Below are 12,402 nucleotides of genomic sequence, written 5' to 3'. Positions count from 1 at the left end.
AAGGGTCACATGGGAAGTTCGATGCGCATTCGTAACGTAGAGACGTTCGTCGTCAAGGTGCGCGGCCCCGCCGCCTACCTCGGCTCCCTCGCCGACGGCTCGGCGCTCACCGAGGAGCAGGGCTACCGGGTCCGCGAGCCGTGGCTCAGCCTCTACTCCGCCCTCTTCGAGACCCTCCTGGTCCGCGTCGAGGCCGAGGACGGTACCGCCGGGTGGGGCGAGGCGCTGGCCCCCGTCGGCCCCGAGATCCCGGCGCAGGTGGTCGACGGGCTGCTGGCCCCGCAGCTCATCGGCGCCGACGCCACCGCGCCGCGCCCCGCCTGGGCGCGGCTGCGCTCTCTCATGCGCGAGCGGGGCCACCTGGTCGGCCACCAGGCCGACGCGCTCGCCGCCGTCGACATCGCCCTGTGGGACCTGGCCGGGAGGATCAGCGGACTCGGCGTGGCGGCCCTCCTCGGCGGCGCGCACCGCACCCGCGTGCCCACCTACGTGTCCGGGCTCCCGAGCCCGGACGACGCCGGACGGGCCGACCTCGCCCGCCGGTGGCAGGAGCGGGGGGCCCGTACGGTCAAGCTCCACCTGGGCAACGGGGTGGAGGCCGACCTGGCCACCGTCGACGCGGTGTCCGCGGCGGCGCCCGGCCTGGCCCTCGCCGTGGACGCGCACTGGCGCTACACGCCCTCCCAGGCCGCCCGACTGGGACGGGAGCTGGCCGACCGCGGGGCGGTGTTCCTGGAGGCCCCGCTCGCACCGGAGGACGTCGAGGGGCACCGCCGCCTCGCCGACCGGATCGAACTGCCCGTCGCCGTCGGGGAGACGCTGCGCAACCGCTACGAGTTCGCGCAGTGGCTGGCGGCGGGGGCCCTCGGCCTGGCCCAGCCCGACGTCGGCCGCACCGGCGTGACCGAGGCCGCCTCGATCGCCGAGGTGTGCTCGGCCCACCACGTGCCCGTCGCCCCGCACCACTCCGTCGGCCTGGGCCCCGCGCTCGCCGCCGGGGTGCACGTGAGCGCGGCGACCGAGGACTCCCCCTTCTTCGAGTACCAGCCGACCACCGTCGAGACCGCCGCCGAGCTGGGATTCCACTTCGACGCGCACCCCGACGGCATCGGACTCGGCTCCGGCCCCGGACTCGGCCTGGAGGTCGACGAGGAGCGCGTCCGCTCCGCCGCCGTCCGCCACCGCTCCACGCGGTGACCCCGCTCCGGCCCCGGAGCGGCCGCGCCCGGCGCCGCCCCTCGGGGGGGAGGGCCGAGCGCACCGTCCGCCGACCGGGGCGCGACGACCGCCCGCGCCTGCCGGGCCTCCCGGCACGGCGGTGCGCCGCCGCCCGCCGACCACGACCGACGAACCACCCACCCACCCACCCACCTGAAAAGAGGCGACCATGACCGCTCTCCGCGGACTCGTCCCCATCCTCGCCACCCCCTTCCACCCGGACGGAACCCTCGACGACGAGGGGCTGCGCCGGCTCGTCCGCTTCCAGTTGGCGTGCGGCGTCGACGGCCTCGCCGTGTTCGGCATGGCGAGCGAGGGCTTCGCCCTCACCGCCGACGAGCGGTCCCGGATCCTCGACGCGGTCGCCGAGGAGGCCTCGGGAGCGGTGCCGGTCGTCGCGGGGGTCAACGGGACCTCCGTCGAGACGGCCGTCGAGCAGGCGCGAGCCGCGGAGGCGGGCGGGGCGGACTCGCTGATGGTGCTGCCCCCGTACCTGGTCAAGCCCTCGGCCCGCCAGGTGGTGGAGTTCTACACCCGGGTGTGCGCAGCGACGGCGCTGGACGTGATGGTCCAGGACGCGCCCGGGGCGACGGGGGTGTCCATGGCTCCGGCCGTGATCGCCGAGATCGCCGCGCTGGAGCGGGTCACGTCGGTCAAGGTCGAGTCGCCGCCCACCCCGGCCTCGACCGCCGCCGTGCGCGCGGCCCTGGACGCGCGGGGCGCCGACGCGGCCGTGCTGGGCGGCCAGAACGCCTTCTTCCTGCTGGAGGAGTACGGGGCCGGCGCCGTGGGCACCATGCCCGCCTGCGAGGTGAGCGACCTGCTGGGCGGCGTCCTCTCCCTCTGGGAGGGCGGGGACCGCCGCGCCGCGAGGCGCGCCTACGACCGGCTGCTGCCGCTGCTGCGCTTCGGCATGCAGGGCGGCGTCGCCTGGGCCGTGCACAAGGAGGTACTGGTGGCCCGGGGCGTCATCGGCTCCGCCGCCGTGCGCCTGCCCGCCGCCCCGCTCGACCCGCGCACCGCAGCCGGGCTCGCCGCGATCCTGCACGACCTCGGCCTGCCCGACCACGACACCGTCGTGGCGGCGGCCCGGGGCGCGAACCCGTCGCCGCGCGCGGCGGGGGCGGAGGACGCCGGTCCCGGCCGCGGGCCGGACGGCTCCGGAGCTCAGGCCGCGGGAGCCCCCGAGGCCGCGTCCGCCCCGGTGGGCGGGGGCGGCGCGACGGCGGGCGGTGCGGGCCGATGAGCAGGCGCGTCCTCGTCGTCGGGGCCTCCTCCGACATCGGCCGGGCCGTCTCCCGGGCCTTCGCCTCCCGGGGCGACCGGGTCGCGGGCGTCTCGCTGGAGGAGTTCGACGACCCCTCGCTCGCCCTCTCCATGGCCGCCGACTGCGCGGACCCGGCGGGCGCGGCGTCGGCGGTCGCCGGGGCGGCCGAGGCCCTGGGCGGACTGGACGTCCTGGTCCCGGCGGCCGCGGCCATGCCCGTGGCCCCCGCCGAGCACACCAGCGACGAGCAGTGGCGCACGGCCGTGGACACCACCCTGGGCTCGGCGTTCTACACCTGCCGGGCGGCGCTCCCGCTGCTCGGCGAGGGGTCGGCGATCACGGCCGTCGGCTCGGTGAACGGCACGCTCGCGGCGCCCGGCCTGCCCGGCTACGCGGCGGCCAAGGCCGGCGTGGAGGGGCTCGTGCGCCAGCTCGCGCTGGAGTACGGGCCCCGGGGTGTGCGGGTGAACGCGGTCGCGCCGGGGCTCATCGGGGGCCGGGGGCTGCCCGCCGCCTCCGAGGGCTACCCGCTCGGCCGCACCGGCACGCCCGAGGAGGTCGCGCACGCGGTCGTGTTCCTGTCGGCCCCGGAGTCCTCCTTCGTCACCGGCGTGGTCCTGCCGGTGGACGGCGGGCTCTCCATCGCCTCCCCGGCCGCGTTCCTGCGCCCCGACCTGCGCGCCCGGTTCCTCCCCGGTCCCGCAGGGCCGACCGCCGGCCCGTGACCCGGCGGGGGCGGCCGCGACCCGCCGTGCCGGTCCCACGGGCCCGGTCGCGGGCGGGCCCGCGGGCCCGCCCGGCGGGCGTCTCCCCCGGCCCCGGCGGCCCGCCCGCCGGGGCCGGGCCCCTTCTAGAAGGGGCGGTCCCCCACGATGGCGACGCGCTCGGCGATCCGGGGGTGGGGGTGGTAGTCGTTCACCGCGTAGTGCTGGGTGGCGCGGTTGTCCCAGAAGGCGACCGAGTCGCGCTCCCACCGGAAGCGCACCTGGAACTCCGGCGCGTGCGCCTGCTGGAACAGGAAGCGCAGGATCTCGTCGCTCTCGGCCCGCTCCATCCCGACGATGCGGGTCGTGAAGGAGACGTTGACGAACAGCGTCCTGCGCCCGGTCTCGGGGTGCGTGCGCACGACGGGGTGCTCGACCGGCGGGAACCGGTCCTGCCACTCCAGGAGCCTGCGCTCGTCCAGGAACCGCGAGAACCCGGGGATGACGTCGTGGACGGCGGTGCGGCCCTCGATGCGCTCCTTGACGGCGTCGGGCAGGTTGTCGTAGGCGGCGGCCATGTCGGCCCACAGGGTGTCGCCGCCCACGGGCGGGACCTCCACCAGGCGCAGGATCGCGCCCATGGCGGGCCGCTCCCTCCAGGTCACGTCGGTGTGCCAGACGTTCTCGTAGCTGGGAGGCGTCCCGCCCTTGGCGAACCGGGCGACGTGGGCGTCGTCCCCCTGGTCGATGAACGGGTTGGTCTCCAGCTCCCCCCACATCCGGGCGACGGCCTTCTGGCGCGCGGAGTCGATGGGCTGGTCGCGAAAGAAGACGACCTTGTACTCCAGGAGCGCGCGGTGGATCTCGGCGCGCAGGTCCTCGCCGATCTCCTCCCGCAGGTCCACGCCGTGGATCTCGGCGCCGATGAGGGCGCCGAGGGGACGGACCCCGAACAGGCGGTAGGGCTCGGCGGACGCGCCCTCGGGGAGCCGGCGCAGTGTGCGCGGGCCCTCGACGAGCGCCGTGTCGACCGCGGCGCTGTCGCGCAGCCCCGCCGTGGTCTCGATCATCGCAGTCATGTTCCATACCTTTCCGATGGGAAAACAGGATAAACGGGGGGCGTCCACCGGGATCCGCGGCTCGCCGGGCGACGACCGGGGGGCGGGGGCCCTGTTCACGGGCGGGGGCCGTCGGCGCGCAGGGCGTGGGACACGAGCCCCCGGACGCCGCGCCGGGCGCGGGGAGCGGACGGGGCGGGACGCGGAGGCGCGGACCCGGGGCCGGGCCCGGCGGTCACCGGCGGAACGCTGGCGCCGGGGGTCGCCCGCGGGTCAGGCGCGGGGAGGGGAGCCCAGTCGGCCGCGGCGCAGGATGAGTCCCGGCGTGCCGCGGCGCTTCCGGTCGGGCCGGGCGGACCGGCGGGCGGTCGGGCGGTTCGACGGGAGGGCGTCCATGGAACCGACAGTGGCGCATCGGGGACGTCCCGTCAATGCCCTCCGCCGACAGGCGTCCGTACCCCGGCCCCGCCGGGCCCGCGGGCGCGGCGGCACCAGGCGTATGGGCGGATGACCGGACAGGCGCGGATAGTCGCAGGTTGACCGTAAAGAACCTGGAATGCCAGGCAAACGACAGATGGTCATTCGGTGAATACTCAGTGTAGTAAGGGGGATATGGACATGAACGCGTCACCTGTTCGTTCGATCCCTGGAGCTGCCCCTTCCAGGGCGAGGAGTCCCCCGTGCAAGAGCGATGGAACCGTGCCTCCGTTCCCCAGCCCTTCACCCGCTCCCGACAGTCGTCGGGCGGGTGGCGCGTATGACCTTTCGGCGCCCGCGCCCGCGGAGACGGCGACCGGCCGGCACCGAGGCGCGCGGGGCGCTGGCCGCCCTGTGCGTCACCGTCACCGTCAGCCAGGGAGTGCTGTTCTACGCCTTCCCCGTGCTGGGACCGGCCATCGCCGAGGACACCGGCTGGTCCCTCCCGATCGTCATCGTCCTGTTCTCCGGCTCCCAGGTGATGGCGGGGCTCAGCGGCCCCTTCGTGGCCCGCTGGCTGCGCCTGCGCGGCCCGCGCGCGGTGATGACCGCGGCCGCCCTGCTCGGGGCCCTCGCGGTCGTCGGGGTCGCCCTGGCCCCCGACCTGTGGTTCTTCGGCGCGGCCTGGCAGGTGGCGGGGATCGCCGTCGCCGGCCTCTCCTACCCGCCCGCCTTCGCCGCCCTGACCCGCTGGTACGGTCCGCGCCGGGTCCGGGCCCTGACCTTCCTCACCCTGGTCGGCGGCCTGGCCAGCACCGTCTTCGCGCCGCTGACCGCCGCGCTGGAGGCCCAGGTCGGCTGGCGCGGCACCTACCTCGTCCTCGCGCTGATCCTGGCCCTGGTCGCGGTCCCGCTCCACGCCCTGGCCCTGTCCCGGCCCTGGAACCCGGTCCGGGCGGAGGACCGGGCCCGCGACCGCACCGCCGTGCGCGCGGTGCTGCGCAGCGGCGCGTTCTGGGCGCTCACCACGGCGCTGGCCCTGGGCACCCTGACCGTGTACGCGGTGGTGGTCGCCATCGTCCCGCTCATGCAGGAGCGCGGCTACGGCACCACCGAGGCCGCCTGGGCGCTCGGCGTCGTGGGCGTGGGCCAGGTGCTGGGCCGACTCGCCTACGCCCCGCTGGCGCGGATCAGCGGGTCGGTCCACCGGATCGCGGTCGTGCTCCTGGCCTGCGCTGCGGCGACCGCCCTGCTCGCCCTGGTCAGCGGACCGCTGTCCCTGGTCATCGGCGCCGCCGCGCTGGTGGGCTCCGCCAGGGGCGTGCTCACCCTGCTGCAGGCCACGGCCGTGGCGGACCGCTGGGGGGAGGCGCACTACACCACGCTCAACGGCGTCATGCACACCCCGCTCATGCTCACCATGGCGCTGGCCCCGGGGGCGTGCGCGCTGCTGTCGGGCCCGATGGGCAGCTACGCCGCCGTGTTCCTGCTGCTGGCGGGGCTGTCCGTGCTCGGCGCCGTCGTCGCCCTGGCCAGCGGCCCGCAACGGGGCCGGGCCCCCTGAGCCGGTCGGGCCCGACCGGCCCCGTCCGGCAGGGGTCGAGGGCGGTCGCGCCGACCCGGAGCGGGACCCTCCGCCACACCGGCCCCAGCCGTTCCGTCACCGTATCCTCACGATCCGTGGCACAGGTCTTGACAGGTCTAGACCAGCCTTGCTTAGGTGACGGCACCCCCTGCGGCGCACGGTCGGACGTCGCGCCGCACCCTAGGAGTGTGACCCCGTGATCCGACGTCTCCTGAGCCAGCTGGCCGCGCTCGGCGCGCTCGCCGCCGTGCTCGCCGTCCTCCCCGCGTTCTCCGCGCAGGCCGCCACCGCCTGCGCGACCGCCTGGAGCTCCTCCGCCGTCTACACCGGCGGCAACCAGGCCTCCTACAACGGCCGCAACTACACCGCCAAGTGGTGGACGCAGAACGAGCGTCCCGGCGCCTCCGACGTCTGGACCGACCAGGGCGCCTGCGGCAACGGCGGCGAGGAGGAGCCCAACCCCGTGGCGTTCGTCGTCAGCGAGGCCCAGTTCAACCAGATGTTCCCGAACCGGAACTCCTTCTACACCTACAGCGGCCTCACCACCGCCCTCAGCTCCTACCCGGCCTTCGCCAACACCGGCAGCACCGAGGTGCGAAGGCGCGAGGCGGCCGCCTTCCTCGCCAACGTCAGCCACGAGACCGGCGGGCTGGTGCACATCAGGGAGACCAACGAGGCCAACTACCCGCACTACTGCGACTGGAACCAGCCCTTCGGCTGCCCGGCCGGCCAGGCCGCCTACTACGGACGCGGTCCGATCCAGCTCAGCTGGAACTACAACTACAAGGCCGCCGGCGACGCCCTCGGCATCGACCTGCTGAACAACCCCTACCTGGTCGAGCAGAACGCCTCGGTCGCCTGGCGGACCGGCCTCTGGTACTGGAACACCCAGAGCGGCCCCGGCACGATGACGCCCCACAACGCCATCGTCAACGGCCACGGCTTCGGCGAGACCATCCGCTCGATCAACGGCGCGATGGAGTGCAACGGCAACAACCCGGGGCAGGTCCAGAGCCGCATCAACAAGTTCACGGAGTTCACCCAGATCCTCGGCACCACCACCGGGGGGAACCTGAGCTGCTGATCCGACGGGCGCGGCGAAGCGCCCGCGGACCGCATCGGAGCGGGGGCGCCCCCGGCGGACGCCGCCGGGGGCGCCTCCGCGCCGGTGTCCGGGGAGCGGGGGCCGGTCCCCGCGAGCCGTGTTCCCGACCCCGCCGGACGGCGCTTCGGGCCGTGCCTCCCCGCACCGTCCCGGCCCCGCGACCAGGACGGCCCCCTCCCACGGGGCCCGCGCCCGTGGAGCACGACCGGGCCCGCGCTCCGCCCCCGAACCCCTCGGAGGGCGGCGCCCCGGGGTCAGTGCGCCCCGGCCGCGCCGCCGGGCGGCGCGAGCGCGCCGGAGAGCGCCGCGACGTGCTCGGGCACCCCGGTCCCGGACGCCAGGCCGGGGTCGGGCTCGGGTGCGCCGAACACCTGGCGGACCGGCACGACGCCCGCCCAGACCGGCAGGCCGAGGTCGTCCTCGTCGTCCACGGGCGGGCCGGTCCGCACCTTCACGGAGGCCTCCTCCAGGGACAGCGCCAGCACCCGTGTGGCCGCGAGCTCCTTGGCGGTGGGCGGGCGGACGGCATCCCACCGCCCCGGCGCGAACTGCTCGGTCAGGGCCCGCAGCGCGGCCAGCGCCTCCTCCTCGTCCTCGACCACGCGCGGGACGCCGTAGACCATGGCGGAGCGGTGGTTGAGGGAGTGGTTGAACGCGGACCGGGCCAGGACGAGGCCGTCCACGAGGGTCACGGTCACGCACACCTCCCCGCCGGCGCGCAGCGACCGGGCGCCGGTGGACCCGTGCAGGTAGAGGGTGTCGCCGATGCGGCCGTAACCGGTGGGGACCACCATGGGCGCGCCGTTCACGACGACGCCGAGGTGGCAGACCGACCCGGCGTCCAGGAGGTCGTAGAGGTCGGTGCGCCCGGTCCGGGCCTTGTGCTTGGCGCGGCCGAGCCTGGTGCGTTCCGTGGTCGAGAGCATGCGGCTAGCCTAGAAAGAAGTGGACTCCCCGAACACAGCCACTTCCTCCCTGAAATGGAAGACCACTTTGTCCCGACCTCCGGCCGACCCGCCCCTGTGCCTGGACCGCTCCAGCGCGGTGCCGCTCACCGTGCAGCTGTCCGACGCGCTGCGCGGCGCGATGTCCGAAGGGCTGCTCAGGCCGGGCGAGCGCCTGCCCTCCAGCAGGTCCCTCGCCGCGCAGCTGGGCGTCAGCCGGACCGTCGTGACCGAGGCCTTCCAGCAGCTGTACGCCGAGGGCTGGCTCGACGGACGGCACGGGTCGGGCACCTACGTCGCCGAGCACGCCTCCCCGCCGGTCCCGCCCTCCCCCGGCTCGCCCGCGCTTCCGGAGGGCCGGCCGCCGCACGCGGAGGGCCGGCCGCCCGAACCGCGCCTGTCGCGGGCGGAGGCCCGGCGGCTGGGCATGGTCGACCTGCGTCCGGGCGCCCCCTGGGTGCGCTCGCACGACGGGGCCGCCTGGCGCAGGGCCTGGCGGCACGCGGCCTCCCTGCCGCTGGACGACGACCCGGACCCCCGCGGGCTCCCGCGGCTGCGCGAGGCGCTCGCCGAGCACCTGCGCCGGACCCGCGGCGTCCGGGTCGGCCCGCGGAACGTCCTGGTCACCCGCGGCACGGGCAACGGCCTGGACCTGCTCACCGCGACGGTCCTGGCCCGGGGCGGGCGGGCGGGGGTCGAGGAGCCCGGCTACCAGAGGGCGCGCGACATCCTGGAGTCGCGCGGGGCGGAGGTCGTCCCCTGCCGGGTGGACCGGGACGGCATCGTCGTCGACGACCTGCCCGCCGACCTGTCCGTGGTCTACACGACGCCCGCACACCAGTACCCGCTCGGCGGACGCCTCCCGGTCCCCCGCCGCGAGCGCCTGCTGGCCTGGGCGCGCAGCCGGGGCGCGCTGGTCGTCGAGGACGACTACGACGCCGAGTTCCGCTACGACGTGGCGCCGCTGCCCGCGCTGTACGGGATGGACCCCGGGCATGTGGTCCTGCTCGGCACCCTCTCCAAGACGCTGTCCCCGGACCTGGGGATCGGCTGGCTGGTCGCCGACGCCGCGCTGCTCGAACGCGTGGCCGGGACCCGCGACCGCCTGTCCGACCGCACCGGCGTCCAGGCCCAGGCGGCGACGGCCATGCTGTTGGAGCGCGGCGACCTCGACCGGCACCTGCGCCGCATGCGCCTGGAGTACGCCCGCCGGCGGCGGACGCTGATCGACCACCTGGGCCCGTACCTGACCGGGGACACGGCGGGGCTGCACGTCATGCTGCCGCTGCCGGCCGACGCGGTCGCCGGGGTGGTGGCCGAGAGCGCGGAACAGGGGGTCCTGGTGGAGGACACCTCCCGGGCGAGCCACGGCGAACCGACCGTCCACGGCCTGGTCCTGGGCTACGGGGCCGCGCACCCGGCCGACCTGCGCAGGGCGTGCCGGGTCCTGGCCGGGGCCGTGGGCCGCCGCGCGGGGAGCGGCGGCCCGGCGTCCCGCTGAGCCCTCGCCCGCCGTTCCGCGGAGGGGCGCGGGCCCCGGGCCGGATCGCCGTCGAGAAGCGGTCCGGGTGGTGCTCCCCCGTGGGGCCGGGCGCCTCCCGCCCTCCTCCGGCGGGCCGAGGGGCCGGCTCCCCGCCCGGCCGGAAGCTCCTCGCGCCCTGGGGCGGCGCCTCCGGGGCCGGGGGCCGGAAGGGCGCGCGGCCCCTCCGGCCCCCGGTCCGGGAGCCCGGTCCCGGCCGGTCCTCCCGTCCGGGACCGGGCCCCGTCAGGCGGCGCGGGCCCTGCTCCTGCGGCGCGCCCCGACGGCGAGGTCCACCGCGAGGAACAGCAGCAGCGACACCCCCAGGACCGGCAGCAGGTACCCGACGGCCACCGCCACGGCGACGACCCCGACCCTGGCCCAGGGCGGCGCCGCGCGCCACGCGCCGCGCGGGACCGGCCGTCCCGTCGCGAACGCCCCGTCCCTGGTCGGACGGCGCTGCCACCACATCCGGTAGCCCCAGAAGACCATGGCGAGCAGCGCCAGGACGAGGACGGTCAGCAGCACCTGGTTGGCCACCCCGAACAGCAGGCCCATGTGGAAGGCGATGCCCCAGGTGGACAGCTTGGCCATCAGGGGGTAGTCGGCGAAGCGCAGCTCCTCGACCACGGTGTCGGTGTGCGGGTCGACGGCGACCGCGTCCTGCTGGACCGGCCAGCTCTGGTCGGTCTCCCTGACGGTGAACGGCGCGCCGTCCTCCACAGGGAAGGACACCTCGACCGGTCCTTCGAGGCCGGCCGAGCGGGCCGTGTCCACCACCGCGTCGACCTCGCCGGCCGGGTCGGCGGCCTCGTGTCCCGCGTGGTCCCCGTGGCCGGAGTGGCCTCCGTGGTCGGAGGGGGCGGGCGCGGAGAGCGCCGGGGTCTGCCAGCCGAACGCGCCCCGGATACCGCCGATGTTCTCCCCGGCGAACTGGGACCAGGTCAGCCCGGTCGCGGACACGAGGAGGAGGCCCGCGAGCGCCCAGGTCCCGACGGACCCGTGCCAGGAGAGCGTCCTGGCGCGCCCGGAGGCCGAGCGCCGGGGCAGCAGGACGCGGCGCGCGCGGCGGTTGCGCCGGCCGCGGGAGAGCCACAGTGCGAGGCCGCCGAGGGCGACCGCCCACAGCCAGCTCGCGGCGAGCTCGCTGTACAGGCGGCCGGCGTCGCCCAGGTGCAGGGTCCGGTGGAACTCGGAGAGCCAGGACCGCACCGGGAGCGACGCGCTGCTGCCGTAGCTGGTCGAGTCGCCGACGACCTCCCCGGTGTGGGGGTCGACGAAGACCGCCAGGCGGTAGCTCTCGGAGAGGCCGTCCGCGTCGAAGAGCACGCGCGTGGTCAGGCCCGGTCCGACGGAGGGGCGCACGGCGCTCGGCTCCGCCTCCGGGTGGGCGGCGAAGGCCGCCTCGACTTGCTGTGAGAGCGGGACGGCGGTGTCCGCCGGCGCGACGCCGAGCAGGTCGGCGTGGACCGCTTGTTCGAGTTGGGGCGTGTAGACGTACAGGAGCCCGGTCAGGGCTGCCACCACGATGAACGGGGCGACGAGGACGGCTGCGTAGAAGTGCATCCGCAGGACGAGGGGGCGTAGGGAGGCCCACAGGGTGCGGGCGGGGGCGGGGGTCGCGGGGGCGGGCGTAGCGGGATCGGACGTAGCGGGAGCTGGGGGATCGGCGGGGGCGGAGGCGGTGGAGGCGGGAGCTGCGGAGTCGGCGGGTGTGGCGGGGACGGGGGTCGCGGGATCGCCGGGGACGGGGGCGCCCGCCGCGGGCTCGTGGGGGTCGGAGGTGTCGTTTCTTCGCATGGGTCGGGGCCTTCTCCTGATCTCCCCGCGGTCCGTGGGGGACGCGGGCACGGGTGGCGGCGCCGGCGCGCGGGGCGTCGGCGGGGGCCGGGCGCAGGGCGCGCGGCAGGCGGCGTGGTGTCGATCAGGGAAGGGCTGGGGGTCCGCGCACGAGGCGCACGCACCGCTGCCCCGGGCGCGGGGCGGGCACACCGGTGCGGGCGAAGCGCGGCGGGCCGGGGAGCACGACCGCCCGGGGGCGTGCGAGGAGGACGAGGAGCACTCCCCGCAGGAGCGCGTCCAGGAACCCGAGGAGGTCGAAGAGGGCGCGTTCGCCCTGGCGCAGCCACCACGCGCTCACGAGCCCGGCAGCGGCGTGGGCGAGCAGCATGTCGGCTCCGGCGCCGGACGCGCCCTCGGGGAGGGCGGCGTGCGCGGCTGCGTGCCCGTGGCCCGTCCCGCCCGGCGCGGGCTCCCCGGGCGGGGACGCGAGGGTGAAGACCAGGTGCAGTGCGGCCTGGCTCCACAGCATCCGCGCGGCGAGCGGGCCCAGGCCCTGTTCGGAGCGGGCCGCGCCGTGGGCGAGCGCGAGGACCAGCACGCCCCCCAGGACCAGGGCGAGCGGGGGCACGCCGTGACCGGAGGAGAGGCCGTGCCCGGTGGCGGAGACGCCCACGCACACCCCCGCGAACACCGCGGAGCGCGGCAGCCGGGGCGGGGCGGGCGTCGACATGGCTGCCATTGTGCACGGGCGGCGCTTGCGTGGCTATACGTGTACCCGGGGTGATTTCGGCCGGGCCCCCGCG

Annotated in this window: 10 protein-coding genes; 6 read left to right on the top strand and 4 right to left on the bottom strand. The window is 76.5% G+C overall.

Annotated elements, in window-relative coordinates; all coding sequences use genetic code 11:
• The first annotated feature begins 21 nt into the window (after window positions 1-21).
• The 3 genes from ACQPYD_RS13140 to ACQPYD_RS13130 all read left to right on the top strand — a co-directional run bounded on the left by ACQPYD_RS13140 (window position 22) and on the right by ACQPYD_RS13130 (window position 3,210).
• A complete protein-coding gene (locus ACQPYD_RS13140; RefSeq protein ID WP_433701258.1) occupies window positions 22-1,197 on the top strand; it encodes a mandelate racemase/muconate lactonizing enzyme family protein in 1,176 nt (391 codons plus the stop codon).
• A 190-nt stretch (window positions 1,198-1,387) separates the two neighbouring features.
• On the top strand, window positions 1,388-2,464 hold the full coding sequence (locus ACQPYD_RS13135; protein ID WP_433701257.1) for a dihydrodipicolinate synthase family protein: 1,077 nt from the start codon (window positions 1,388-1,390) through the stop codon (window positions 2,462-2,464).
• A complete protein-coding gene (locus ACQPYD_RS13130) occupies window positions 2,461-3,210 on the top strand; it encodes an SDR family NAD(P)-dependent oxidoreductase (RefSeq protein WP_433701256.1) in 750 nt (249 codons plus the stop codon). Before ACQPYD_RS13135 ends, ACQPYD_RS13130 begins: the two co-directional genes overlap by 4 nt.
• A 125-nt stretch (window positions 3,211-3,335) precedes the next feature.
• Here ACQPYD_RS13130 and ACQPYD_RS13125 read toward each other — a convergent pair whose 3' ends face one another.
• Window positions 3,336-4,268, bottom strand: coding sequence for a TauD/TfdA dioxygenase family protein (locus ACQPYD_RS13125; RefSeq protein ID WP_433701255.1), 933 nt, complete (start codon window positions 4,266-4,268; stop codon window positions 3,336-3,338).
• 736 nt (window positions 4,269-5,004) lie between these two features.
• Between ACQPYD_RS13125 and ACQPYD_RS13120 the strand changes: the two genes are divergently transcribed.
• A complete protein-coding gene (locus tag ACQPYD_RS13120; RefSeq protein WP_433701254.1) occupies window positions 5,005-6,228 on the top strand; it encodes an MFS transporter in 1,224 nt (407 codons plus the stop codon).
• 217 nt (window positions 6,229-6,445) lie between these two features.
• The gene (locus tag ACQPYD_RS13115) at window positions 6,446-7,333 is read left to right on the top strand and encodes a glycoside hydrolase family 19 protein (protein ID WP_433701253.1); all 888 of its coding nucleotides are present in this window, start codon (window positions 6,446-6,448) and stop codon (window positions 7,331-7,333) included.
• A gap of 275 nt (window positions 7,334-7,608) precedes the next feature.
• Here ACQPYD_RS13115 and ACQPYD_RS13110 read toward each other — a convergent pair whose 3' ends face one another.
• Window positions 7,609-8,280, bottom strand: coding sequence for a pyridoxamine 5'-phosphate oxidase family protein (locus ACQPYD_RS13110; protein WP_433701252.1), 672 nt, complete (start codon window positions 8,278-8,280; stop codon window positions 7,609-7,611).
• 67 nt (window positions 8,281-8,347) lie between these two features.
• Here ACQPYD_RS13110 and ACQPYD_RS13105 point away from each other — a divergent pair, with 67 nt between their 5' ends.
• Window positions 8,348-9,799, top strand: coding sequence for a PLP-dependent aminotransferase family protein (locus tag ACQPYD_RS13105; RefSeq protein ID WP_433701251.1), 1,452 nt, complete (start codon window positions 8,348-8,350; stop codon window positions 9,797-9,799).
• Window positions 9,800-10,063: 264 nt separating this feature from the next.
• On the opposite strand, the gene ACQPYD_RS13100 is transcribed toward ACQPYD_RS13105, so the two are convergent.
• The gene (locus ACQPYD_RS13100) at window positions 10,064-11,617 is read right to left on the bottom strand and encodes a PepSY-associated TM helix domain-containing protein (protein WP_433701250.1); all 1,554 of its coding nucleotides are present in this window, start codon (window positions 11,615-11,617) and stop codon (window positions 10,064-10,066) included.
• A gap of 124 nt (window positions 11,618-11,741) precedes the next feature.
• The gene (locus ACQPYD_RS13095) at window positions 11,742-12,329 is read right to left on the bottom strand and encodes a hypothetical protein (protein ID WP_433701249.1); all 588 of its coding nucleotides are present in this window, start codon (window positions 12,327-12,329) and stop codon (window positions 11,742-11,744) included.
• Between the last annotated feature and the right edge of the window lie 73 nt (window positions 12,330-12,402).

The organism is Nocardiopsis sp. CA-288880 (assembly GCF_050955985.1).
GTDB lineage: Bacteria > Actinomycetota > Actinomycetes > Streptosporangiales > Streptosporangiaceae > Nocardiopsis > Nocardiopsis tropica.
This window is presented reverse-complemented; position numbering and strand designations above follow the sequence as displayed.